Here is a 26,675-nt window from a genome sequence, read left to right as displayed (position 1 = left end):
ATTACCAATTACCAATTACCAATTACCAATTACCAATTACCAATTACCAATTACCAAGAATTTCTACCGTAAATATTCTATCCAAGATGGTACAATTTCAGGTGAACCGTACCATTTACCAGGCGATCGCGGTGAATGCCAAACGTCATCTAAAACTAAATTTTCTGCACCTTCTAAATGTGCTGCGGCTACGGGAGTAATTCCATCTCCCCAAGTTTCTGCGATCCCAATTGTCAGTTTATAACTGTTATAAGCTAACCAGGTTTTAAAGCCACGTTTCCCAAAAACTGCCTTACCTGCAACGCAGACATAGCGAACATTTGGATGAAAAGCACCGGGATAGTGAATCTTGACAAAATCTAGATTTTTGCGAGTCCATCTTTCCTGACTGACGTGAGGCGTACCCAAAGTAACCAGGGTATTTACAGAGGGGAAAGCGTTCCATAAACCAACGTCTTCGGCTACGTCTCCATGAATAGTATAGGGCTTTTCTCCGAGATATATCCGCGCAATCCAGCCGCCGGCTGAGTGACCGATGAGGTTAATCTGAGAGCTATTATATTGTTGCAGGGCTTGCTTGACTGTGCGATCGAGCGATCGCAAAATGGGTATCATCGATCGCCCTCCTACTGTTGGCCACCAATCCCGTTGACTTAGGGGTACTATCAGAGTCGGGAAACCGCGATCGCGCAGAATTTTCTCTAATTCGCTATATTCCGAGGCGGCAGCGAAATATCCTGGTAAAATTACTGTTGGTAACGGCATTGTATATTTGAGATTCTTCTTTTGTTAATATTAGGTTGATTCGTAACAATAGAGTAAAGACACCCTCGTAACGCCGCCCTCTGGGCGGTTTATTTACCGCCTAGAGGGCGGCGTTACGTAAAGCGTGTGTAAGTCCTATAAAAATCAACCTCGGATTTGGCTTTGTTGAATCTGTTCTAACAACTGCTCTTTAGTTTTAGCAGGTTTCTTACAACTTAAAGCCTGACAAACTAATCCTACCACGCCCTCTGTTAGATTGCTTTCGCTCTTATAAACAGCAGTTGGCTGATATTGGGAAATCAAGCCGGAAATTTCATCTCTGGTAGTACGAATCAAGGTACAATTTTGATACCAATCGAGCGCTGCAAACAGACTCGGACAAGCTTGAGGAGACTCCTGCATCACGCTACTAAAAGCTTGCAAACCTTGCTCAGCGCGATCGAGATATTGCAAGTCTTCTGTTAGCAATGTTAGGCGTACAAGATTCGCGATTGCAACTCCATTCGCCGCTGGTGTTGCATTATCTGTATAACTGCGTTCCCGTACTAATAAATCTGCACTTGCATCACTCGCAGTATTGTAATAACCTCCTACCTCAATACTCCAAAGAAATTCGTCAAACTCCTCTTGTATTTTCACTGCTTTCTCTAACCAAACTTCAGGTTTGAGGTTGAAACTATCAGGTTTTGTCTCCAACCAACCCTCAGATACCTGATGCAAATCTAGCAGTGCTTTCAAAAACAAAGCATAATCTTCAGACTGCGCCATAACAGCCGATTTGCCGTCATAATTTAGTCGGTGAAAGCGGCCATCAATCCATTGATTGTCTAAGATAAAATTAGCAGCTTTAGCAGCCAATTCCAAGTATTCTGAATTGTGAAAAACAGCAGCAGCTCTAGCTAAACCAGAAATCATTAAGCTATTCCAAGCTACAATCATCTTAGTATCAGTCACCGCTGGAATTCTACCAGGCCAATCATAACTTTTAGCTTCCTGATTGTTACGCGCTGGAGGAAAGACTTTGACACTTTCAGGAACAGCACCGTAGCGAACTTTAAATAGTTTAGCTAAAGCAGTTTCCAGAATAGAACTCAGTTTACCAGGCTCGCGGCGTTGCAAGACATTCTTAGCTTCAAAATTGCCCGTCTGCGTGACAGTAAACTGCTCTTGAAGTTCTCTAAATTCATCAGCTTCCAGCAAATTTTCTAATTCGCTGTAACTCCAAACATAAAACGCTCCTTCCTCCGGTTCAGTCTCTTCGATATTGGTGAAATTGTCAGCATCTTGTGCAGCATAAAAATAACCAGCAGGCGCAATCATTTCCCTTTGCAACCACTCTACCGTCCCCGCAACTGCACGCTCAAAAGCTGGTTCTCTAACTCCTGCACTCCACAAATTAGCTAAATATTCAACAATTTGACCGTTATCATAGAGCATCTTTTCAAAATGCGGTACAGTCCAAGTTCCGTCAACGGTATATCGGTGAAATCCGCCAGCAACGTGGTCATAAATGCCACCTAAAGCTAAGTCTAAACCCCGCTGCGTGCAAACTTGCTTACTGTCAGATTTGCCTTCAAGATTAAACCGCATTCCGCGCAAAGCAGATTCAGAATAAGGCATCATTGGAAAACTGGGGCCATACTCGCGAGCGCTAATAATCGCAGTGCTAGTTTCTAAACCGCGTCGGAGTAATTCACCGCTTAACTTCTCCATTCCAGACAGTGCCGCAGACTGCTGAAAATGTGCTAAAATCTCTTCTTTGAAAGCTTGCAACTTGCCTTTTTCCAGATCGTAAAAGCGGCGAATTGCGTGCAGAACTTCTAGAAAGCCAGGTCTTCCATAGCGGGGATCGACTGGGAAGTAAGTACCGCCATAGAAGGGAATGCGATCGATGGGATCGAGAAAAATATTCAGGGGCCAACCACCTTGACCAGTCATCATTTGCAACGCCTGCATATAGATGCTATCCAAGTCAGGACGTTCTTCGCGATCGACTTTAATGGGGATAAAATGGGCGTTCATGTACTCTGCGATCGCAACATTAGAAAATGCCTCATTTTCCATCACAGTACACCAGTGGCAACTAGAATAGCCCACAGAAAGAAAGATCGGCTTGTTTTCGCGGCTAGCTATTTCCAAGGCTTCATCGCACCAAGACCACCAATCAATGGGATTTTCAGCGTGTTTGCGGAGGTAAAGACTTTGAGATTGGGCAAGACGATTAGTCATAATTACAGATAAAGTTCTAATGAAATACATTAAGCAATTATTTGTCATTGTAGCGCAAAATAATATTTATAGTTATGCCTTATTTGTTAAGGGTTAACTGTTGACTGTTAACTGTTAACATTATGTTTGATTGCCAGTAACAAAGGATACGCTCTTTGAGCAAGCTTCGCGAACGTAAAAACTTGGGATTGCTTAGTTGCTACTCGCAATTATATAGTAGCGTTTATTTATGTCCACCTACTTATTAGCCTATAACTTGAGTTCTGCCCAGAATTTACATTGCTAGTAGTGAAATCCCCCCTTTTCACTACTGTCATTTCCCGCTTAATGTAGATAAGATAGAGAAGATGTTAGGAAGCTAGAAAACTTAATATGGCGACAACAGAAAATCAAATCACTCAAACCTATGCCTCGGAGGATGCTCAAAAAATTCTCCAGTTAGCGATCGCGCGTAGAGAAGAAACCGGAGAAATGTCTAGAACCCAGCTTTTCGAGGTGGCCAGTGAATTAGGTATCTCTCCAGCGGACATTCAGGCGGCGGAATTGGAATGGATGGCCCATAGGGGAGAATTTCAAGAAAAGAATGTTTTTAATGCTTATCGCCGCAGCAAATTGCAGCAAAATTTAGTTAAGTACGGTATTGTCAATACTTTCTTATTGCTGCTTAATTTAGCATCAAATCACGAGCTTTCTTGGTCGCTTTACATTTTATTAGGTTGGGGATTAGGACTGTCTCTTAGTGCTTGGAATACCTATCAAAGTGAAGGGGAAGAGTACGAGCAAGCTTTTCAAAAGTGGCGGTTGAAAAAGCAAGTAGGTCAATCTCTTGGTACGGCAGCGGTTAAGTTTCGCAACTGGTTGCAGTCATCATAAACTTTGGAAAAAAGAGAGAAAATCGGTCGTTTTAAGGGTGATTGATTATTAAAATCGATCGCCCTTAACTAATATTAGTGTATATTTTATATCGTTGTACCGCAAGGCCCAGAAACCGGGTTTTTACCAAAATACTTCATTGCAGCTAGAAAATGTGTAAAAAACCCGGTTTCTTTTGTTGGAGCGCGTAAGTCCTGTTTAAATTTTATCGAGACGAACCTATTGTTTTTTCACATATTGTCTGAACGTCGGTGATAGGTTCAAAAGTGTTACATTTTCTTGTTCTTGTTTCTCAATCAATGAACGCCTTCTCAAGGATTGAACGGCATTAATTAACTCTGAGGCAGGCAATTTCATATCTTTTATCAATTGGGAAATTGAGATGGATTCGGCTGCATTCCCGATGTGTGTTATTACCTGTTTTTCTAAGTTAGACAAGCGATTTAAGTGTTGCTGCAATATTGTTTTTAATTCTTCCCCCAGAAACAAGATATCATATTTTAAATATTCGCTAACTTTACCATTAAATAATTCTTGAATCATTGTAGCAACTATTTTTAACCATAAGGGATTGCCTCCGTAGGTGTTAATAATAGTTTGCCAGTTCTCGTCTTCAAGTAAACCTTTGTCTTTGAAGATTTCGGATGCTGCTGTACCCAATCCACCTAGATATAATGTGCGAACGGGCGCAGTTTCTCCTGTTAATGCGGCAATTTCTCTAGGGGGTTCCCAACTGTTGAGGATTAAGCAACTGTTGTGGGGAATTTCTGATATAAGTCTGAATAGTGTGCCGTAATTTTCATATTCAGGACGGTAATTACCTGCTATTTGTCCGCTACTGAGGATGGTTTGTACGTCATCTAAGATGATGAGGCAACGGTGCGATCGCAGATATTCTATCAATATTGAAAGTCTATCATCTGTGCTGACTGGCAAATCGCCATCTGCTCGATCGGAGATAAATTTAATTAGGTTTTTTAAGGTGGTTTCTAGGGTTGGGGATGTGCGAAGACTTCGCCAAACTACATATTCAAATTGATGCTGAATTTGTGGTAAGAGGTGGAGTGCGATCGCGGTTTTGCCTATGCCGCTGAGTCCTAATATGGCGATTAGGCGGGTGCGATCGCCTACAATCCATTGTTCTAGGGTGGTGAGTTCGAGTGTGCGATCGTATAGTGGGGTGATATCGGGTGCGTCTCTTAAGTCTTGGCAGGTTTGGGGTTTGTCGCTGTCGGGTTTAGGGTGCGATCGCACTTGTGAGACTGCTGGAGAGTTTACAATATCTCTACAAATATTGATGTTATTATTGGCAAAATTGTTTTCAAAAGTTGATGAAGTAATAGACAATCTACACCTCTCTATTGTGGAGCGAAAATTTGATTTATTAACTTCTTCACCTAATATACCTGATAGGATTTTCCATAATTGTGAGGCAATATCTCTAAGATGACCATCGCTGTAGCCTGATTCCTCTGCGATTTGAGTGTATGTGTTACCTTTCCAAGCACCACGCAGCACAGCATCTTGTACATCGTCTAGGTGCTTCCCAGTTTTGGTAAATACTAGGTCGTCGGCAAACTTTAAGATTTCTTTAACGTCCATTTTCGGGTAGGTACAAGGGATTTTACCTATTATAATCCGACTTTTTCCGATACTACCAGGCAAAATCCGATTTTTGCCTAAACTGTAATTTGTAAAACTCCCGGCATTTTCCGATATTATCCGACTTGACACAAGTTTATTCTTGCAAGCATATTAATAATGTTAGTTATTAACGAGGTACTAATTATGGGACAATAATTAGAGCGTCGATGGGAAGACCTCTCTTCCCACATATCCTTAAAAACTGTAAAAAACATACCATAACGCTCGTAGCCCCGAATCATAACAGAAATGCGATCGCCTTTTCCTTCCATTATTTAGAAAACCAATGCTTACTGATAAAGATTATGGTTCGGATCTAACCAAACAATATAAAATACATCTTCAATAAAAAAACCATGTACTCGACCATGTTCATTACTTGAAAGAGAAAACTGATAAGGAATTGTTACTAATTCTTTTTCATTAGCGATACCAAACCCATTCGGTTCAGTTGTTTCTCGCCATTTAATGGGATGACAGCGAAGAGATTGACTGCGATTCATCTTCACTTCTTGTGCTGTTAATGTTGATAAATCCCGCAACCTTTCCAAAAAAGCAGTAAAATAATTCGGATCGCGATCGCGAATTGAAAATTTTTCATTCTGCGTTTGCAAATACTTGAAAGAAAATCCCAAACCTGCTGGCGGTTTCTGTTGAGAAGGGACAATTTTAGACAGAAGTTTCTTCTTTGACACGGGCAGAATAATATTTTTTCATCGATTCTTGAGAAATAATGGTATGACAAGATTCATCTCTCGGCAAATCCCCTCTTGCTTCTAGCCAAGGCTTTTCACTGCAAATCATTCGCTCTAAAGTTTCATCATCATACTCAAAATATGCCTCGGCAACTTCTTCTATAAATTCCCCAATTTGTTCGGGAAGTTTCGGTTCTTCAATTTTTTCTATAATTGGTTCCCAATTAAATTGGCATTGATACTTCTCTAATAAATCAGGAATCACCGGACCATGAATCCATGCTTGAAAATCTTTCTCAAATAGTGAGGTTCCGTAAACTCCTAAATGCCAAGCTTGAGCGTAATATACCAGTTTTTGTAGCTTGTAGACATTGATTGCTACATCAATTTTTGAGGCTAACCAGATGAAATAATTTGCAATATCTATACAAGTCAGTTTTTCTGAATTTGTTTGGGCCGCAACAACTTTCAATTGACCTTCACCTATCTGTTCCAATAGTTCCAAAACAGACAAGTTAAATTCTCCGGCAATTTGCTCAACTCTTTGCCAGAGTCGAGAAGTTATAGTTATTTGATAGTCAGTTGTTATTGAGGTAGCTGGGATCATTGCCGTTATTAAAATAAATTTCACCAGTCCTACAGATATTAAATTATATCATAAATAAAGTAAAAGACGGCTACCATCCGGCTCAACTCTATAACCAATTGATTCAACAAAAAACATACCATAACCATCGTAGCCCCGAATTGTACCTGTAAATTCTCCATCTTTTATATCAATACTTAAAAGCGATCGCACTCTCAACAGAAACGCGATCGCCTCCTAATTTTCTCCTCACTAAACCTTCGGCTTAGCAGTCGATTGAACGTGCAACTCTTTCAACTGTTTATCATCTACCCCAGACGGCGCATTCGTTAACAAACACCCCGCCTGCTGCGTCTTCGGAAACGCAATTACATCGCGAATTGACTCCTCACCAGCTAATAGCATTACCAATCGATCCAAACCGTAAGCAATTCCCCCGTGAGGCGGCGTACCGTACTCAAAGGCATCTAACAAAAAGCCAAACTTATTGTAAGCTTCCTCTGTCGATAATCCAATCGCTTCAAATACTTTTTCCTGAACTTCCCGCTGATAAATTCTGCGAGAACCGCCGCCGACTTCAGTGCCATTTAAGACTAAATCGTAAGCTTGGGCTCGCGCCGTTTTCAGATCGTTAATATCATCAGGATGCGGTGCAGTAAACGGGTGATGTAATGCTTCTAAACGCTTTTCATCAGCATTCCATTCAAACATTGGAAAATCTGTCACCCACAACAGATTCATCTTATCCTTATCAATCAATCCCAACTCTTGACCAACGGCTAAACGCAACCTATCTAAAGTCTTATTTACAGTTGGCGCATCACCTGCACCAAATAATAGTAAATGACCAGGTTTTGCACCCGTGCGAGTTAGTAATTCTTGCTTTTGTTCCTCTTTCAGGTTATCTTTAATTGCGCCAATCGTATCAATTTCGCCGTTATCGCGGACGCGAATATAAGCTAAACCCTTTGCGCCTGCTTCGTTTGCTTCTTTGAATAAGTCACCGCCTGGTTTAATCCGCACATTTGAGATGGCATCATTCCCGCCGGGAATTGGCAATACTTTCACAATCCCGCCAGAGGCTACAGCACCCGAAAATACTTTAAACCCGGAATCTTTCATTAAGTCGGAAACATCGACTAATTCTAATCCAAAGCGAGTATCTGGTTTATCGCTGCCGTAGCGTCCCATCGCTTCAGCATAAGTTAAACGGGGGAAAGGACGAGGCAAATCAATCCCTTTAACAGTTTTGAATATGTGACAGGTTAAACCTTCATTTAATTCCAGAATTTCTTCCAGAGACATGAAGCTCATTTCCATGTCTAATTGAGTAAATTCGGGCTGTCTATCTGCCCGCAAATCTTCATCGCGAAAACATCGGGCAATTTGATAATATCTATCAAAACCAGAAACCATCAATAATTGTTTAAACAACTGCGGCGACTGCGGCAAAGCGTACCATTCCCCCGGATTGACGCGGCTGGGAACTAGATAATCTCTCGCACCTTCAGGAGTAGAACGAGTTAAAATTGGCGTTTCTACTTCGATGAAATTTTCCGCATCTTCGAGGTGACGGCGGATAGCTTTAACTACTTGGTGGCGGAGTTGCAAATTACGACTCATACGATCGCGCCGCAAATCCAAATATCGATACTTCAACCGCAAGTCTTCGCGCACGCTTTCAGTTTCCGCCGTCGAAACCTGAAACGGTAACTGTTTGCGAACTGCATTCAATAACTCAATTTCCGCTGCATAAACTTCTACCTCTCCCGTCGCTAACTTAGGATTGAGGGAATCTTCAGGCCGTCGCGTCACTTTCCCCGTAATTCTAACCACATATTCGCTGCGTAAATGGTCAGCCGCTTCATAGGAAGTTGGCGTGCGTTGGGGATCGCTGACAATTTGCACAAGTCCGGTGCGATCGCGCAAATCCAGAAAAATAACGCCACCGTGATCGCGCCGACGGTCTACCCATCCGCACAGGGTAACAGTCTCTCCAATACGATCGCTTAGGAGTTGGCCGCAATAGTGGGTTCGCATGATAGTTGATTCAGGTCTCTAGGCTTGATTACAGGTGACATACCAGTATAGAAGACAGCATAGCCTTTTGGATCGGCTTATTTACAGCCGCCCTGGGTACTAGCTTTTTTAGAGGCATCTACAAATTAGCAATAGGGGCGCAGCATTGCCCATTGGTGTCAACTGCCATCCGAAAGCCCGTCAGGGGTTAAAACCCCTGTCTAATAGCTAAAGTCCTCTGAAGAGGACTGAAGAAAATTGTTAAATTTACAGCATAAACCTGGAATCGGCTGTATTAGTCCTCTTCAGAGGACTTGATCTTTGAGACAGGGGTTTTAACCCCTGTCGGATTAAGGGTTTGACGTTAAGTTGACACCAATGAGCTTTGCCGGCCTATTCAACTAAACAATCAACCTTCTAGATAAACCTGCTATTAGAATCAACACGACGAATACCAACCACAGAAGGCCGAGGTACAAGGCGAGCATCTTTCTCAATATTGCTCGGCCAACTGCTACCACGTAACACTACCCGCGTCTGAGTAAACAAACTGCCATTCAAATCCAACATCTCGATCGATCGCCGCAACACAGTTCCGTCATCGATTGGGCAATCTTCTCCCGGATGCTGCACTGCAAGAATCAGCGTATTCCCAACTAAAGTTGGCCCAGTCATCTCGCAGCGGTTTGGCCCGTAAGCAAAGGGAATTACCTCTCCGGCATTCGCGCCTGTAGTGGGAATCATAAACAGCCAGTTGTTGCCGAAAACTCCCGTAAACTCAGCCACATTACCGGATCGAGCGTGATCGATGGGGTTTGGCTTGCCAGCGGCACCAACATCAAAACCGTTGTGAGTGCCAGTAGACATATCCGTGACCCCCCAAACGTTTCCTTGGCGATCGAAGAGGATGTTGTCTACACTGGCGAAACCAGCGCCATCTTTCGCCCCCGCTTCTCCACCTTGGGCAAACCGTTGCCAGCGGAAAGTTGTACCAGTACCATCAGCGCTGTTTTCAATAATCTTGTAAAGCCCTCCCGACTGCTGGACGCTGTTAACATTGCGGTTGTACTTGGCGACGACAAAAATGCGGGAGTCAGGGTAGCCGTCACTGCCGGGTGCGCCGTCAGTATAGGCAATGAAAACTTCCTTAGTCAGCGGGTTAATTTCTAAATCCTCTGGCCGCGCTGTGGGAGTTCCACCAATGAGATTGGCTGCTAAAAAGGCATCGACTAAAACTGCACCTTGACTGGTGTAGAAATCTGCGAGGGTCTTATTACGATAATCTGACAGCACTTTGGCTTCATTGGTAATATCCACCACGAAGGAACCGCCGTCGTCAGTTTGACCGGCAATTCCTTTGCGCTTTGGTAAGCGGAGGGGAGCATTTCTTTGAGCTTGACCGAGACTTGCGACCTCAGCTTCAGCGAGAATTGAAGGTGCGATCGGATTGGTACGAGCATTTAAGGTTAAGGGAATCCATTCGCCTGTAAAGTCGCGGTTGTAACGAGCTACATACAGCGTCCCATTTTCAAACAAGCTGCTATTACTTTTGTCGTTGATATCTCCAATTGTCCCATTGCTGACAAATTTCCAGGTGTGGCCGCCTCGACGATCGTCTCCCATGTAAGCGACTAGCCGCCCCCCTGCTTCTGCGCGAATGGCGATGTTTTCGTGGCGGAAGCGCCCTAACCAGGTGTGTTTGCGGGGGCGGAAGTTGGGTTCAGCGGGATCGACTTCGACCATCCAGCCATATTTTTCGCCGGTTAAGCCGAACTCTGAACCCGTTGTGCCGTTAATGTAGCTTGTCTGGCTGCCATTCGGTTTGATGTTTTCCTGAACTCCGACGAAAAAGACTTCGCTACCTTGAAAGTTTTCTTCGCCTGAGAGAATGGTTCCCCAAGGAGTGGTGCCGCCGGAACAGTTGTAAGCGGTGCCGATGATGCGGTTGCCGAGGCCGTCTGAGTTGACTTGCTCGAAAACTTGGGTAGCGGCGGGGCCAGTGCCGTATAAGAAGTTATTGTCGCCTTGTCTGTTGCCCCAAGATGTGACGTTTTTATATTGGTCAGAACGCTGGCTGTTGATGGCTAAGCCAGAAAGACCGTGAATGCGGCGGTTTTTGGAGTCACTGGGGACTACTTGGAAGCGATCGCTGGTTTTGACAATTCGGAGGATGGAACCGCCTAAGTTGTACATGAACTCGCCCAGGGTGGCGCGATTTTTCACAGATAAATCTAGACCGAGTACGATGCGATCTGTGGTTGGGAAGGCTGTGAGGTCTTCCGTTACGTCGGTTGGCGCTACCTTGGACATGGGGTAGGAGACGTATTCGTGATTGACCCAGAGGTAGCCGTCGCTGTCGCTGCCGCGATTGGGGATAAAGGCGGTGTAATCGCAGTTGTAGCCGAAGTAGTCGGCTCGATCGGGGAAGACGCGATCGCCCCAACGCACTATTACATAACGTTCGTACTCTGGCGGTACGATCAGGTCATCCATAACTGTGTAATTTACCAGCTTGGTATCTGCCGAGGCAGGCGCGATCGTGCCCTTCTCGATTCCTGTTGGTATAAAACTGGACTGTTTTTGGTAAATAGGGAGCGGGTGAGGTAGGCGCACTGGAGTAAAGGTCAGCGGAACTTGAGCCTGAGCCGTGCCGGAGTCGCCCAATAATTTTTGACTTAATTGAGGCGCTAATACGCTTGCGGCAGCACTGCTTCCAAAGAAAATTAGTAATTGCCGGCGACTAATTTTTGACATAAAGCTGTTTTAACCCTGACTCATGTTTTTAATATTTATTTCTCCCATACAAGATACACCTGTCAAGTTAAATCTAGTTAATGTAATTGTTAATAGATATCGAGCGAATAATCTAGCTTAATTAGCTTTTTATTAATCTAACAATAATCTAGACCTAAAGCAGTTTGTCTGATTTAAAGTTTTAAATTTATGGTATGTTACGCCTTTATTCTTGAAAAAGTCTGTCTGCTTTTGCCAGCGCTCAGTCATCCCTAAAGCCAGGGTCATTTTCTCTCAAGCGCCGTCGTTCGGAGAAGGGTGAGCTGATTTGGGAAGTTGGAAAACTTGCTTGAGGTGAATTAGTGTTTCTTAAACCTAATAGGATTTTAGCATCGCCGAAATATCTAGTCCACTGGTCAATTCGAGTATCTCTCTGCCACTGCGATCGCGAAACCCTTGACCGCAGAATTGGAACTACTTGCTTCTGCCGCTCGATTAAAATGATGATGGAAATTTCAGTAAGATTCGGGTCTGCTTTAAATTCCCGATCTATTGAAGTTTTAGCATATTCTTCTGCTTGCTGAATTAAGGTACTAAAGGATTCGCTGCCATTAGAATTGATAGTAAAGTCGAGTTCTTTGATTTCAGCTAAAGCAGTTGATGCGATCGCTGCAAAACTTAATATTCCGCCAATTATTCCTCGTAGTAAATAACGGTACGCACCCATTAGTTTCACTCTCATTTCTGTATAGGCGCTTCTAAGCTTAACAGCTTATTATTAACTTCATTTTAAGCTTTGTTTAACGATTAACTGTGTTATGATTAACAATTAGCCATTAAAAAAACTGGATTACTCTTAGGTAAAACCTGTAAGTAATCCAGTTTTTGCGGTCAATCTAAAAGGAGGTAGCGATCGCCTTTAATGACGATTAGACTTATCAAAAAAAGCTGTTAGCGCATTCCAAGCCGACCTAGCAGCATCAGTGAGTTTCACACCAATTGACTCAATTTCGCTGACAATAACGTGCCAGTTTTTATCAGCTTCTCTTTGGATTTGTTCGACAGCTTGCTCAATGCGATCGCGTTCAATCAACTTATTTTCTTCTACTGCTGTTCGCGCTTCCCGAACCGCTTTCAGATAAGTATCGCGGCTGACTTCACCAGCAGACTGTACCTCTGCCTGTGCTCGCGTTTTAATCGCATCCACCACCAACCAATTTTTCTCAGCTTCCTGTTGCACTAACCGCACGGCTTCTTCCATCCGTTCTTTAACAGTAATCTGATTTTCTTCAACACTTTGCTGGGCTTTTGTCACCGCTTTTTCATAAGCCTCGCGAGTCAGATCTGTAGCTGCTTGCATTTCTGTTTGCACTCGCTTCTTAACCGCTTCAAACAGTGCAGCAGTTTCCTTAATCACATCTTCGCTAGCGTTAGGCATCTCTGCTTTTACCAAGTCTGTAGTTTCTTCACTGACAGGCCCAACAATTGAAGATTCTTGAGGGATATTAGTTTCATCTGTCATAATCGTTTCTCCTAAATTAATGAGAACTGAGGACTCTGAATTTTGACTTTTGTAGACTTTGATTTTGTAGACCTTCGTAAGGTGGGCGCTCGCTGCCAAAAAGCTGTAACTTATAGTAGTAGATGGTTATCAGCGAGCGCCCACCGTACATTTAAGTATGCCTGGAAAGTTGCAATTACAGTTACCAGTTACCAGTTAACAGTTAACTGTTAACAGTTAACTGTTAACTGTTAACACTCTACAATTGTTGCTCTAGCTTCAACAAATTCTCAATCCGTGCTTCTGTTGAAGGGTGAGTAGAGAAGAGATTTTTCAACCAATCACCAGAGAAAGAATTGATAATCAAAAGCGGTTCAAAAGCGGGATTACCATCCAGCGGCATCTGCCTTGAACTGCTTTCTAAACGCTGTAAAGCACGAGCCAAAGCACGGGGATTTCCAGTTAACTTAGCCGCACCCGCATCAGCAGAAAATTCCCGCGTGCGTGAAATTGCCAACTGAATCACCGATGCTGCTACAGGGGCCAAAATAATACTCAACAACAACCCCAAAGGATTGCGACCATTGTCATCATCTCGCGAACCCCCAAACCACATACTATAACTCGCCATTTGCGCTAATAAAGAAATAGCACCAGCAACCGTAGCCGCAACAGCCTGGGTAAGAGTATCGCGGTTATTAATGTGGCTTAATTCGTGGGCGAGTACGGCTTCAAGCTCATCATCAGGCAACATATTCATAATGCCTTCCGTGACAGCAACCGCAGCGTGTTCTGGGTCACGACCAGTGGCGAAAGCATTAGCCGCCGGACTAGGAATAATGTAAACTGCCGGCATAGGCAAACTCGCACGCTGTGACAAATTTTCCACCATGCTATAAAGCCCCGGCGCTTGATTAGGACTTACTGGTTGAGCTCCGTAAGCTGCTAAAGCAATTCGATCGGAGTAAAACCAAGAACCCAAATTCATCACGGCAGCTAAGGCAATACCGATCAGAGCGCCACCACTGCCTCCAATTACCCAATAGCTAACGGTAACTAAAAGACCGCTTAATAGGCCTAACAATGCAACAGTTTTTACTTGGTTCATTTGCGTGCTCTCCTTCCGGCAGTCGCTTCTCTAGTAATCTATGTAAGTGAGCAATTTGATTGCTTTTTATACTTATTGACATTGTATCGGTACTTTACAGGCTGAGCATGGAGGAGAACGCGAATCCAGAGGTACGGTTTAGCGTACCTGATACCAATTCTCCAAAGTTATACAACAGTGCTAAAAATCACAGAAAAGCTCTGCCGATTTAAGTCCGCAGTCTTTCATATTAACCGCAGTGGAAAAAAAGCTGTTTTTCTGATTATTTTTTCAAATAATTGTTAGCTATTATCATAGCTACAGATCGCTATTTCTGTTTAATAGCGCTCACCTCTCCTGCACCATCCAAACTAGAAAGCCCAAGATTTGCTTAACTGGAGGGATAAGCTGTTCATTATTTAAATCACTTATGCTGATAGAGATTGACCGGGTAACGGCGCTCTTTGACACTAATGTAGGAATTTGAGCCAATGTTGAGTTGGTGCGATCGCATTTATCCACAAGAAATCTACCACTTCCCCAGTTTGCCAGCCAAACTGAGCTATTTCTCCCAAAAGATTCCGCAACCGCTGGCTTAATTTCTCTAGTATTGTGTTTTGTTCTGAGGTTCTCAGGATGTTCGCGATCGATATCGACTTTAAAACTTAATGATAAAGACTTTGATATAGGACTTACGCATTACTTACGTACCGCCGCCATCCTGGCGGTCAAATCACCGCGCTTGGAAAGCGACTGTACTGCGATTTTGCGTAAATCCTGCGATATTAACTCTAACACACTCTAATGCTCTCTTCAGTATGCAGCATAAGGGTTCTGGGGTCAAGACCTCTGGGGCTTTTGCTATTAGTAGGATGCCTATCGATAAAACTTTGGGCAACTTTGCAATAATTTTTCGAGTTTATCCAGATATATATATAGAAGCAGTTGGCCAACGAGCTTCTTCAACCTTTCGTTCAAAGTAAGAAGAGGAGTTCAACTTATGTCAGTTGAGCATAAAGTTGTGCGTGCAGAAGTTAAAGTTTTTCTTAACAAACTAAGAGCATTAGATTTGGGTCCAATTGCTTATAAGCTAATGCACCCAGAAAAAGGTCGCGGCTGGACAAAAGCAAAAACTGTGAGGGCGATCGCACGTTACATGGCATTTTTGGGACTCATGTACCTATATCCCGATCGGCTGTTTGTCCCCACACAGGAAATAGATGCAGTTTGGCACAATCACATTTTGGATACCAGGAAGTATCACCAAGACTGTGAACTTTTATTTGGCCGCTATGTTCACCATTTCCCTTATTTTAGTCTGCGGGGTGAGGCGGATGAGCAAACTTGGCAGGTAGCTTTTGCCGAAACTCAAACTATTTTCAAGCAGCATTTTGGCATCTCTCCTAGTAACAAACTAGATCGATCGAAAATCTGGCTGAAAGCTGAGGGGGACAAAAATAAAGGTGTTCGCTGTAGCAATCTGAAAGATTCCGATTCCAAAAAAAAATGGGAAAATCGCCCGACAGTTGATATAAAAGCCGAAGTTTTGGCTGTTTTTCCTCAACCTTGGAATTAAGGATAAGCACAGATCTCAATTCCGATTAAACTCACGTCTCGCACCATTGTCACGCATCTTGTAGGGGCGGGTTCGCCAAGATATTTGACACCCATCGACAAATTATATAAACCCGCCCCACCCCACCCAGATATTGAACAATTGATTGAATTTCATGTTGTTTGGGCAATGGTTGTTTGGGTTATCTGTTGGGTGGCGGTGGATTTATTGAGATTATTTGTGGGGTGTAAAATATCCTGGTGAACCCACCCCTACAGATTTTGTTCAAGATTTTACCAGTTTTTTTTCCGTGATTTATTCGTTTCCTTTGGAGCAATCATGTCTTGTCACCACGATATCTTAGGAAAACCTATTTGCTATATTCTGGAACACCCCGAACGACCACAAGAAATATTCTGTATAACTTGTAAGAGACAATTTATAGAACAGGAATCTAAAGAACCGAAATCTAATGCAGGTATCTGGTTATTAATTGCTGTTGTTGTCATTGTCTTATTGCTCCTCCTAACCGCCTGTGAAAAGCCCACTACTTCGCTTTTTATTCCCACAGTTAAAAGCGGGAATTCAACTTGGATCGATACTGAGTGATAAACTTTGAACAAAAGCAGTCATTCTTTCAACTTCTGGCAGCATCCCCAAGGTACTAAAGTCTTCAATTGCTAAATTTGCCCAGTGGTTTGCTGCTTTTAAATCGTTCTGTTTTTTGGCTAGAAAAGCGATCGATTCTTTACAGTAGGCTTCCCAACTTCGATCTTGGTTTCGTTGGGCAATTTGCAAGCCTTCCTCAAATAAATGTCTAGCTTCATCAAAGTTTTCCTGCTCGACAGCAACATCTCCTAGCCAGTTTTTTGCTAAGGCGATACTGCGCTGCCAGCCTATCTCTTGAGATTTTTTGAGTGTTTCTTGATAGTGGATTTTTGCTATTGCATAATCTTCTTTTAGGAAGTGGATTTTGCCTTGGCAATAAGAAATATGGATGTGCTGGCGTTTTGATTTTTTGTCTTTTAGCTGATGCACTTTTACTAATATCAAAGCTTTCTTTAGCCATAAAAGCGCTTTTTTCAACTGCTGTTTTCCAATGCGGAGAACCGCAATATTAATTGCTAAATCAACCTGAAAAGTGTGACTTTGATAATGACGAAGTTTCCACGTTTCTTTGAGTAAACTTTCTGCTAATTCTAAATGTTTTTCCTGTCCCACAATCGTGAGAGTCCAAGCGCGATCGCACATTGCTTCGGCAGCAGTTGTCAAATCTTTTCGCTTCTTCGCTGCTTCAATAAGCCATTCTGTCCAATCTAATCGGTAACTCCAATAAGTTAGGCGATCGCGGTTATAACTCTGAGCGTAAGAATAACCTTTGACCTGCTGCCAAAATTGTAAGAATTCACTGTATTTCTCTTGACTAATACACCAATCAATCACTGCTTGAATATTTTCCCATTCCGCATCTAGCTCGTGGTCATTATTCCACTCTTTACCATCTTGCCCCCCGTATTTTTGGCAATATTTTAGATACCAAGAAATCCAGCGTTCCCGCGCTGTCACTTCAAATTCACGGTTGATTTTTAATTCGTTCAAGACGTATTCGCGAGTTAAGGAAATCATTTGATAGCGGTTTTCCTGGTATTTAATCAAAGAAAGTTGCTGTAATTTGGCTAGAGCTTTATCAATTGCTTGTCCATCGTAATCATTCGGGATAGCAGTTTGTATAATTGCCTCTTCTAAAGCGGGATGCGGGAATAATGCCACTGCCATTAATAATTGGTGAGCTAATTTTCCTCTGAGCGGTTGAATTGAGCCTTCAAAACAAAAATTAGCGACTTCACCTGTGGGTGATAGCAATCGATTTAAAACATTTTCCAGCTTGTAGTTTGCTACTAATTGACCGAGTACATAAACGATAGCTGCGGGGATGCCACTTGTTTTGTGGCAAATTTCAGAGGCTGCTGTTTCTGATAAAGTTATAGCTTTTGCTTCAGCTTGTTGTTGGATGAGGTGTAACCCTCGATTGAAAGTTAAGCTCTCAAGCAATATCCGAGAAAAATCAGTTTGAATGCGGGTGGTAATCACCGCTTTTACTGTTATGGGTAAATCCTGCAAAAAATCTAGTACAATTTGTTGCTCGTCAAGGGTTTCCAGATTGTCGATAATTAACAGAGTTCGTTGCTTACTTAAACTATAGAGAATGAGTTTTTGCTGTTCGTCAAAGTCTCCACAAATAATGTTAGTACATTTAAGAGTACGAGCGATTGCTTGGAATATATCTCTTAGTGTGCTCTCGCGATGGCAGCGTTTTACAATACCTTTTCCAGTTAAACGTTGTGCTTTCGCTGAGGTAAAGATAATTGCTTCAAAACTAGGAAAGTTAGCATTTTCCTGGTTGAGATTTAGGCAGCGATAAGCACCTTCTAATGCTAGAGATGTTTTTCCTACGCCACCACATCCTTCAATGCTAATTCGGTTGTGATTGCTATCAAAAGAGAGCAGCGTTAGCAACCGTTCAATTTCTTGTTCTCTGCCGATAAAATTGCCATCTTTACCGGGTAAGTTTTGGCGTATATCTGAAAAACTGGCAGATTTTTTGGGCGGTTTTTCAGCAATTTCTTGCCAATTTAAGCCTAAAATATGGCAATAGGCTTTAAAAGCTTGCTCGTTAATCCCTACGCATCTTGTAGGAGAGGCAAAATTGCTCCAAGTACGGTAAGAAATGCCGTGAGCAAAGGCTGTGCCTTGGTCTATAAGTTTGGTAAGTCTTTCAAAGAGTGAACCCTGTTGCGACTGTATGATTTTTTTCTTAATTTCATTGATATCTTGATGTTTCTCGACTCGCAAAAACTGCTCAAAATTTCTCACCCATCCTGGATCATTGGCATTCCAACCTTTTTTCTCGGCATATTGGTTAATGAGCCATTGACTCGCTTCGATTAAAGGGGTGAGGTTATCTTCTTTTGCTACCCATTTCTTTTGATTGGTATTCCTAGCTTGCTGAATTTGTCGGTGTCCTTGCTCTGAGGCTCTGAGAGTTGGCTGACTCATACACATTTATGGCAAAAAGTCAAGATCAGTTCCGATCCGTCTGAGATGATCGTGACTCATCTCAGAGGGGCATTGTAAAAAGGATTGGAAGCTCAGACTTAGCAAAACACCAGAAGCGGATTCATCTTGAGGAAATAAAAATATTTGCTACTAAGTGTCTGAAGCTTTAATCCAACTATAAAGTAAATGCAAAACAATGATGAACATTCACAAAACTTGTCTATTTTCTCATAAACAGGCTGACAAAGTAACCGCAACCATAGCCACATTAGCAATTTTATTGGGAGCGGGAGTAAATGTACAAGCGGCTGAACTATCGATCTCAAATAGCATTTCAAATAGCATTTCCCAAAATTCCTTTATGAGTTCGAGTACACACTGTATGTCGATGGGGCAGTCTGTAGGTGGCATCAATCAGTCTTTATCTATGTGTGCTCCCCAATTACCAGTCACAGTAATTCAGGGAAGCACTCCAAAGCAAGGGTCGGTAGTTTCGCAAGTCACTAATACTAATACAACTCAAATCACCTCATCAAATTATTTAGCTATCGATCAAGTTTCTACTCAATCGACTTCATTAAATTCTTCACAGATCGCTCAAGTTTCCACTCAAACAGCAGCGCCAAAAGGTTCTTCCCAAAATAATTCTATTTTGGGAATTCTGATTCGCAATCGAGTATTCTCCTTTCTCAATGTCCATTCAGGAAATTGGTTCGATCCACCAACCGCTTACGGATTTAATTATACCATGACTGGAGATTCTCTCTTTACCCAGATTCTCGACTTACCGACTGGTTTTAATAATCCCTTTTCCGTTGCAGTTAAGGATATCCTTCTCGGTACAAACTTCACCCCAGGACAATCCATTGACTTCACAAAATATAGCGATCAACTTGGCAATTTATTGGTCGGCGGAGTTGGTGTTTCGGAGTTCTCTGTTACCGGTATAAACGTCGATCCCACCAACCCGGAAGCCTTTCCCATTAAACTCGAATTTAATACTGAGACTGCTAGTTTTGAGCAAGAAGCAATTGAGGCTGTTCCTGAACCTTTAAGCCTTTTGGGTAGCGTTCTAGGTACAGGGATGATGGTAACAATACGCCGTCGGCGAGAGGCAAAGTCACATTAATTGCTTGCAAATTTAGGACTTACGCAAACCTCTATCTTTAAACCCTTGTAGGGCAATTCCTCTGTAGTTGCCCTCACCAACAAAGAATTGCGATCGCTCCGTACAAAACTGGAGAACATACTACACCGAAGAGAGATGACATTAGCACCCGAAACCCCGCCTCCAAATACCCCAGAGGAAATTTTTTCTCACATGGAGCGCCTTTTGATCGAAACTTGGAGAGATACAGGCTATGGACACCTAGAAATCGACACCGAAAGGTTAAATTCTAAAAAAATTCAGGTGTTTGTCAGAGGATCGACTCATTATAGGTATATAATATGCGATCGAGACGTAAACAAGTGGACTTCAAAGAACTCGCCTTAAGGTAGTTAAAGCTAAGTCCCACTTATAATGTACGACTGAGATGGTCGGCAGAGTCTAAGTTTGAACCAATTAAATAGCCAGCAAAAGGCTCAGCCTGGGACGAAAGTACGATCTTCGCGGGGTTGGGGAAGCGGTAAAGGTTAACTTTGCTGCGTCTCTGACCTTTTGTTTTTTGGGTGCAATTAAGCTTTTCATCGCCATTTCTCCAGTGAGTTATTTACGCAACAAATAGGTACAAAACTTATGGCAATCAAACAACAAGAGTTTTACTTAGTCGGAGAAGATACAGCAGATAATATTGCACTCCAAGCTGGACAACTTCAGGAGGCATCGGGAGGACTACTAACTCGCAAAGGTAATGATACTGTTAGCAGTTCCTCTGACAATGAAATTGTATACGGTGGCAAAGGAAACGATGAAATTGATGGCGGAGGTGGCAATGATTCCCTTCGCGGCGACAAAGATGAAGATACTGTTATCGGCGGAGATGGGGATGATTGGTTGTGGGGAGGTCAAGAAAATGATTCAATTGTTGGTGGTAGCGGCAATGATAATTTGTACGGCGATCGCGGTATCGATACCCTCACAGGTGGCGATGGTACTGATACATTTTTTGTACTGTTAGATGATGGCAACATTGATTACATTACCGATTATCAAAATGGAAGCGATCGCATTGCCAGCAATAATGGGTTTTTGAATTTTGATAACTACATTTTTACTGCGGGTACGGGTGCTAATGGTGCTGGTAGTAGCGATACGGTGATAACAGATAAAAGTAGCAATCGGGCGATCGCAGTTTTGCTGAATGTTGCCAGTAGCACTTTTGCAGCTAGTCCGACACCCGAACCAACACCTCCACCTACAGTCACACCTGCACCCGCATCGTTCGATGAAAAGTTTTACCTGGTCAATAATAACGACGCTGCCAAAGCGATTGTGACTGGCAAAGTAAAAAGTGCTTGGGAACACTACCAAACTGTTGGTCAAGCTGAAGGTCGTGCTAGTGCTCCGTCTCAGGTGAGCACTTTTAACATCACATTTGACTATCGGTTTGATACGAATGGATACTTCAGTGACCCCATTGATGGCCCCAACCGCAAAGCTACTTTGGAAGCAGCAGCAGACTACTGGGAAGCTGTTATCCAAGATGAATTTCCCAATGTTCCCGTTGGTACCGAGTTCTGGGTAGAAGATCCTCAAAGTCCAACAGATGAAAGGAAGAAGGTTGTTTTGGACAAGGAGATCGACGATCTACTAATCTTTGTGGCTGCTCAACCTCCTGGGTACGCTGCTGGCCGTACAAGTCACGGTGTTTATACTGATGAAACGGGTTTTTCTGATGTTTTTCCCGATCGGCGCAATGGGGTTAATTATGAACCGTTTGCAGCTAGTATCATGTTTCAGAATACAGCCGTCGCTGACCCAACACCATTTGATTTTAGCGATAATAATGGACAACTTGGAAACCTTTTTCTTCTTGCCAACCATGAGATAGAACACGCTCTGGGAGTTAGTTCTGGAGTCCCAATTTTTAGCGCAAAAACCTTTGAAAGTTCCGTTATCTTTGTTGGTACAACGGTTGAAATTTCCTTTACTGGTACAAATGCTAAAGCCCAGAATAAGGGCAATCCAATTCCTCTTGCGGACTTAGAGCATGTAGGTAGTATTGTGAGGAGTAATGGTGGTCTTCCGTCTATTCATGGTGATGGCAATCTTGATGCCTTCATCCCCACCAAAGTTGATTTGGCACTACTTGCAGATGTTGGTTACAAATTTGAGGGATTTACCCTTCAAGATTCAACGCCAACCACTGCAACCGAGGGAGATGATAAAGTCCTTGGCACAGATTTGGGTGATACTCTCAACGGTTTAGGCGGTAACGACACCATAAACGGTGTAGCTGGCAATGATAGCTTGATTGGAGGTGCTGGCAATGACATACTTAACGGTGGCGGTGGCAATGATAGCCTGATTGGAGATGCTGGCAATGATAACCTTACTGGTGGTGGTGGCAGCGATACCTTTATTTTTGAGGCGACAAGCGCTGAAGATCGGATCGCGGATTTTGTGGTAGCTGATGACAAAATACAGTTAGCTGCTAGCCTTGGTTTTAGCGATGGAGGCGCTGTTTTAAACGCACCCGGAAACTTCTTCAATGGCACAGTAACCGATGCGAATGGCAATCCTATTCCTGGGCAACGATTTTCTAAAATCACTCTCAGTTCAGGGAATATTATCAACATCCTTCACGATGATAATCCCCTAACAGCCGCAAACTTTACCATTATCTGAATTTAATCATCAGATATGTTTGCGTTCTAGGCGATCGCATCTCCATTTCAAGGTGCGATCGCCTTACCTAAAACCTTCTCAAAAAAAAGATAGCTGTTAAAATAGCATCATCCCTTTCTCACTCATCTGAGTTAATAGGTCTCAAAAAAGATCGCTCCATTGGCAATCGCGATTTATAATCACTCATGGTTTTGTTTGCTATTCTCTTCTACATCTGCCGCATCTTCCTGCTTATTTTCAGACAAACTTATCCCTTTTTTCATCGACATAAAATAGTATTTACTAGACCCAATTCGCTGCGAACTATAAATGCCAGCATGACCTGAAAAAACATAGCTCATCACACAAGAGATCGCAATAAATACTCCCGATTCCTGACCGAAAAGTTCAATTCCCATTAAAGTTGAAGCTATCGGTGTATTCGCCGCACCGCCAAAGACAGCAACAAACCCCATTCCTGCCAATAAAGGTGCTGGCAAAGCCAAAATTAAGGACAAAGCATTGCCTAATGTTGCACCAATAAAAAATAGAGGAGTCACTTCTCCTCCTTTAAACCCGGCCCCTAAAGTCAAAGCTGTTAGCGCTATTTTTGCTGCAAAATCCCAAGGCGGTAACTGAGTGAAAAACGCATCGACAATGGTAGGAATACCCAAACCGATGTACTTAGTCGATCCCATCGCCCAGACACTCAGTACAACAATCGTACCACCGATCGCAGGACGTAAAGGAGGATAGGAGATTTTTGCTTTGAAAAAGTGGCTAATTTTGTGAGTTAATTTAGCAAAAATCATTGCTACAATCCCGAAGATTGCACCAGCGACAATGGCAGAAATAAGCGCCATTGGGGTGACAGTTGGTACAAAGGGAGCATGGCGGTATGCTGTATGATGTAATCCCAAAACTAGGGTAATGCGATCGCCTACAACCGCTGCAACTAAACAGGGAAAAAGAGCATCATGTTGAATAGTTCCTATTGCTAAAACCTCTAAACCAAAGATAGTTCCAGCTAAGGGAGTTCCGAAAACGGAAGCAAATCCGCCACTGAGAGCCGACATTAATAAAATTCGTCGATTAGCGTGTTTAAAGTGGAAGATTCTAGTTAATTGATCGGCGAGTGATGCAGCAATTTGCAGTGCCGTCCCTTCACGACCTGCGGAACCTCCAAATAAATGAGTTATATCTGTACCTAACAGCACCATTGGAGCCATTCGCAAGGGAATAATATTTTTGGGGTTATGAATCTCTTCTAATAAAAGATTATTTCCGGCTTCTACCTGCTTTCCATATTGATGATAAATCCAGCCACTTAAGAATCCTGCTAATGGCAATAAGGCAATTATCCAGAGATGAGATTCTCGCCAATTTGTTGCCCAATCTAAAGATGCTAGGAGAGCCGCAGAACCTAAGCCGGAAAGAATGCCAACAATACAAGCAATGATGAACCACTTGCTGAGTTGGGGGACTGCAATAAATTGCTCAAATTGCTCAAACCTTTTCATAATCAAACTAATTTGACCCGCAAAAAAGCCCATCAATAAAATCCATAGCGCACTAGCTAACATCAGATTCCTTTCTCCAGATTCTGGGTATAGACAAAGGCTTGCTAGGTTATGAGAGGTTAGTGAGAAGTTTTCACGCCCTACTCTCCGGCAGCAAGCCAGAAAAGTAGGAGCCATCAGCCTTTTAGTGTTTTAGTTAACGTCAGGAAAGAATCACTAACAGGCGGTTTTGGCGAGCTCCATCGCCGTTGCGATTATTCTAGCATCTTTGGTGAATCCCATTAGTATTTTTAGGAAATCAAGAAATAGTCTTGCTAGGGATGGCGCTGTGGGGTATAAGTATGGGAGCCCAAGAATCAATTATGGAAGTTGCGATCGCCAGAATGGTACCTGCGGACAAAAGCGGTTCCGCCTCTGGGATATTTTATACAGGCTACGGCTTATCATAAGTTTGTGGCAGCGCCTTAATCGGAATTTTATGCGATCGCTCAGTTGGAACCTTAGTTGTTTTTTCCATCGCGATCCAATTTGCTGCTATTCCCATCCTGCTGCTGGGAAAAAGACAAACTCATCCGCTTTAATCTTGATTTAACCGTTTGGGGCATTAACTTTTTTCCGCAGAATGCCATCAATTTTAACAAAAATGTAGAGGTAGAGTCGTGGTCGTAAAAATAGCAACAGAGTGCCTCATTACCCTGCAAGGAGTCAGCAAGGCTTATCAGCAGCCCAACGGTCAGCAAATCGCGATTCTAGAGCCAATTAACCTGGAGTTGCGTACAGGAGAAATTGTAGCTTTGCTCGGCCCTTCGGGATCGGGTAAATCCACTTTAATGCGGATGATTGCTGGCTTAATTCCCCCTACTAGCGGTCAAGTTCTTTACCATAACCGCCCCTTAATTGGCTTAAATCCTGGCATAGCCATCGTGTTTCAAAACTTCGCCCTTTATCCCTGGCTAACAGTCATGGAAAATGTAGAATTAGGATTAAAAGCTAAGGGAGAATTGCCAGAACAGCGCAAGCAAAAAGCCTTGCGAATGATTGATATTATCGGTTTAGACGGATTTGAAAATGCTTATCCTAAAGAACTTTCTGGTGGGATGCGCCAGCGGGTAGGATTTGCCAGAGCTTTAGCAGTAGAACCAGAACTGCTTTGTATGGATGAACCCTTTTCCGCATTAGACGTACTAACGGCAGAAAATTTGCGGTTTGAGTTATTAGATTTGTGGTTAGAAAAGCGAATTCCTACCCAAGCAGTTTTAATTGTAACTCACGGGATTGAAGAAGCAGTAATTTTAGCAGATCGGATTGTGGTACTAGGTCGCAATCCGGGTAGAATCAGAGCTGAATTAGCCGTGAATTTGCCGCACTACCGCGATCGCAAAACTGCCCAATTCCAAGCGCTTGTAGATCAAGTTTATAAGATTCTTACCAATCCCGATTTGAGTTGCGAAACAGAGACACAGCCTGCGGCTACCGTTTCTAAACCTCAACCCGCTCAAACTGCTAAATATCAGTCGCTACCCCAGGTAAGAATTGGCGCTATTGCTGGTTTTTTAGAACTTTTAGAAGACCGTCAAGAAAAAGATTTGTACCGCCTCGGTCAAGAATTACTTTTAGAAGTTGATGAAATTTTGCCCATTGTTGAAGGTGCAAAATTAATGGATTTTTTAGGAATTCAAGAAGGCGATTTGCACCTGACTTCTATAGGAAATAATTTCATTGCTGGCAGTATTGATGAGCGCAAACAAATTGTCCGCAACCAAATTTTAGGCAATATTCGCCTCGTACAGCAGATTGACCGAATGCTTCACGCCAAGCGCAATCGCCGCATTTCTGAAGAGTTAATTCTAGATATTTTGGAAGGCCATTTTAGCCCCAAAGAAGCAATGAGACAATTGAAAACAGCTATTGACTGGGGTCGCTACGCAGAGATTTACAGCTATGATGAACCAACTGGCGAAATTTTCTTAGAAACAGAAGTGCAAACTCAGGAGTTGATTAATGCTTCAAAAGGCTAATTGCTAATTGCTAATTGCTAATTGCTAAGGACTAAAAAATAAATAACTTGATGAATTGCTAAGTTTGAGGTACCGCTCTATAGTTCCATTTTGGCAAATATTCGTCAAAAACAATTTGCATAGTTTTTTTAAAGTTATCAGCTACCTTTCGACCAATTTTATAGGCTTTATCAAGCACATTTGCAACTACAGATAGCCCGGTTTTAGTGTGAGTTTTTTCTACCAGGTATTTAACTAATTCTATATTGGTAAAAATTACTCCTTGACAAGCTCTAGTAACATGAGGAAAGAGTCGATGTTCGATGGGATTATATTTAGATGTATAAGGAGGGTAATGGGCAATTCTGATCTCAATTCCGATTTCATTAACTAACTTTTGTAAATCTTCTTTAAAGATATAATGATTAGCATTGTTACTACCTCCACCATCACACTTTGCTAAAATTGAAGTGGCATTAGGGTAGATGAATTTTCCATAATTATTCCACCAACTTTTCAGAGATTCACAAGCAAATTCACTGGTATCTTTACTGTTGCCTAATGTTATATATCCTCGATTTTCTTGAGCATCGTAAATCCCATGTGGAATTACTTTTCCGTGACCTAAGCTCCAAAAATCATGAT

At 42.6% G+C, this 26,675-nt stretch carries 21 protein-coding genes and 1 riboswitch; of the genes, 7 read left to right on the top strand and 14 right to left on the bottom strand.

Features of this window, described 5'->3' with window-relative positions; translation table 11 throughout:
- Positions 1-63: 63 nt before the first annotated feature.
- The gene (locus PN499_RS07055; RefSeq protein WP_272030984.1) at positions 64-765 is read right to left on the bottom strand and encodes an esterase/lipase family protein; all 702 of its coding nucleotides are present in this window, start codon (positions 763-765) and stop codon (positions 64-66) included.
- Between the two features lie 144 nt (positions 766-909).
- Positions 910-2,994 (bottom strand): thioredoxin domain-containing protein, encoded by a 2,085-nt coding sequence (locus tag PN499_RS07050; RefSeq protein WP_272030983.1) that lies wholly within the window; start codon positions 2,992-2,994, stop codon positions 910-912.
- A 372-nt stretch (positions 2,995-3,366) separates the two neighbouring features.
- On the opposite strand from PN499_RS07050, the gene PN499_RS07045 reads away from it, so the two are divergent.
- On the top strand, positions 3,367-3,867 hold the full coding sequence (locus PN499_RS07045; protein ID WP_272030981.1) for a 2TM domain-containing protein: 501 nt from the start codon (positions 3,367-3,369) through the stop codon (positions 3,865-3,867).
- Between the two features lie 219 nt (positions 3,868-4,086).
- On the opposite strand, the gene PN499_RS07040 is transcribed toward PN499_RS07045, so the two are convergent.
- The 9 genes from PN499_RS07040 to PN499_RS07005 all read right to left on the bottom strand — a co-directional run bounded on the left by PN499_RS07040 (position 4,087) and on the right by PN499_RS07005 (position 14,153).
- Positions 4,087-5,469, bottom strand: coding sequence for an NB-ARC domain-containing protein (locus tag PN499_RS07040; protein ID WP_272030985.1), 1,383 nt, complete (start codon positions 5,467-5,469; stop codon positions 4,087-4,089).
- Between the two features lie 332 nt (positions 5,470-5,801).
- Positions 5,802-6,206 carry a hypothetical protein gene (locus PN499_RS07035; protein WP_272030980.1) on the bottom strand — a complete coding sequence of 135 codons (405 nt, stop codon included), beginning with the start codon at positions 6,204-6,206 and terminating at the stop codon, positions 5,802-5,804.
- Entirely contained in the window at positions 6,181-6,813 is a 633-nt protein-coding gene (locus tag PN499_RS07030) for a Panacea domain-containing protein (RefSeq protein ID WP_272030979.1), read from the bottom strand. The genes PN499_RS07035 and PN499_RS07030 overlap by 26 nt, the downstream gene beginning before the upstream one ends.
- A gap of 48 nt (positions 6,814-6,861) precedes the next feature.
- Entirely contained in the window at positions 6,862-7,005 is a 144-nt protein-coding gene (locus tag PN499_RS29650; protein ID WP_417063867.1) for a DUF6972 family protein, read from the bottom strand.
- Positions 7,006-7,044: 39 nt separating this feature from the next.
- Positions 7,045-8,832: an aspartate--tRNA ligase gene (gene aspS, locus PN499_RS07025; protein ID WP_272030978.1), complete on the bottom strand. Its 1,788-nt coding sequence runs from the start codon at positions 8,830-8,832 to the stop codon at positions 7,045-7,047.
- A 396-nt stretch (positions 8,833-9,228) separates the two neighbouring features.
- Entirely contained in the window at positions 9,229-11,565 is a 2,337-nt protein-coding gene (locus tag PN499_RS07020) for a PhoX family protein (protein WP_272030977.1), read from the bottom strand.
- A gap of 241 nt (positions 11,566-11,806) precedes the next feature.
- A complete protein-coding gene (locus PN499_RS07015) occupies positions 11,807-12,271 on the bottom strand; it encodes a hypothetical protein (RefSeq protein ID WP_272030976.1) in 465 nt (154 codons plus the stop codon).
- Positions 12,272-12,463: 192 nt separating this feature from the next.
- Complete coding sequence (locus PN499_RS07010; RefSeq protein ID WP_007353197.1) at positions 12,464-13,066, bottom strand: hypothetical protein; 603 nt, start codon at positions 13,064-13,066, stop codon at positions 12,464-12,466.
- Between the two features lie 238 nt (positions 13,067-13,304).
- On the bottom strand, positions 13,305-14,153 hold the full coding sequence (locus PN499_RS07005) for a zinc metalloprotease HtpX (protein ID WP_272030975.1): 849 nt from the start codon (positions 14,151-14,153) through the stop codon (positions 13,305-13,307).
- Positions 14,154-15,132: 979 nt separating this feature from the next.
- Here PN499_RS07005 and PN499_RS07000 point away from each other — a divergent pair.
- Complete coding sequence (locus PN499_RS07000; protein ID WP_272030974.1) at positions 15,133-15,708, top strand: glycine-rich domain-containing protein; 576 nt, start codon at positions 15,133-15,135, stop codon at positions 15,706-15,708.
- 318 nt (positions 15,709-16,026) lie between these two features.
- Positions 16,027-16,296, top strand: a complete 270-nt coding sequence (locus tag PN499_RS06995) for a hypothetical protein (RefSeq protein ID WP_272030973.1) — start codon at positions 16,027-16,029, stop codon at positions 16,294-16,296.
- Here the strand turns inward: PN499_RS06995 and PN499_RS06990 are convergent.
- Complete coding sequence (locus PN499_RS06990; protein ID WP_272030972.1) at positions 16,273-18,744, bottom strand: NB-ARC domain-containing protein; 2,472 nt, start codon at positions 18,742-18,744, stop codon at positions 16,273-16,275. The genes PN499_RS06995 and PN499_RS06990 overlap by 24 nt on opposite strands.
- A gap of 196 nt (positions 18,745-18,940) precedes the next feature.
- Here PN499_RS06990 and PN499_RS06985 point away from each other — a divergent pair, with 196 nt between their 5' ends.
- From PN499_RS06985 to PN499_RS06975, 3 genes are all read left to right on the top strand, one after another.
- Positions 18,941-19,873, top strand: coding sequence for a PEP-CTERM sorting domain-containing protein (locus tag PN499_RS06985; protein ID WP_272030971.1), 933 nt, complete (start codon positions 18,941-18,943; stop codon positions 19,871-19,873).
- Between the two features lie 135 nt (positions 19,874-20,008).
- Positions 20,009-20,239, top strand: coding sequence for a hypothetical protein (locus PN499_RS06980; RefSeq protein ID WP_272030970.1), 231 nt, complete (start codon positions 20,009-20,011; stop codon positions 20,237-20,239).
- Between the two features lie 243 nt (positions 20,240-20,482).
- Positions 20,483-22,534 (top strand): calcium-binding protein, encoded by a 2,052-nt coding sequence (locus PN499_RS06975; protein WP_272030968.1) that lies wholly within the window; start codon positions 20,483-20,485, stop codon positions 22,532-22,534.
- A 179-nt stretch (positions 22,535-22,713) separates the two neighbouring features.
- Here the strand turns inward: PN499_RS06975 and PN499_RS06970 are convergent, their stop codons facing one another.
- Positions 22,714-24,096, bottom strand: coding sequence for a voltage-gated chloride channel family protein (locus tag PN499_RS06970; RefSeq protein WP_272030967.1), 1,383 nt, complete (start codon positions 24,094-24,096; stop codon positions 22,714-22,716).
- A gap of 97 nt (positions 24,097-24,193) precedes the next feature.
- Positions 24,194-24,289, bottom strand: a riboswitch (Fluoride riboswitch).
- A gap of 403 nt (positions 24,290-24,692) precedes the next feature.
- Between PN499_RS06970 and PN499_RS06965 the strand changes: the two genes are divergently transcribed.
- A complete protein-coding gene (locus PN499_RS06965; RefSeq protein WP_272030965.1) occupies positions 24,693-26,051 on the top strand; it encodes an ABC transporter ATP-binding protein in 1,359 nt (452 codons plus the stop codon).
- A gap of 58 nt (positions 26,052-26,109) precedes the next feature.
- Here the strand turns inward: PN499_RS06965 and PN499_RS06960 are convergent.
- The coding region (locus PN499_RS06960; RefSeq protein WP_272030964.1) for an ISAzo13 family transposase at positions 26,110-26,675 on the bottom strand (566 nt) is incomplete at its 5' end.

Source organism: Kamptonema animale CS-326, assembly GCF_028330895.1.
Classification (GTDB): domain Bacteria; phylum Cyanobacteriota; class Cyanobacteriia; order Cyanobacteriales; family Microcoleaceae; genus Kamptonema; species Kamptonema formosum.
The sequence above is the reverse complement of the archived record's forward strand: the minus strand, read 5'-3'. Positions and strand labels throughout refer to the sequence as shown.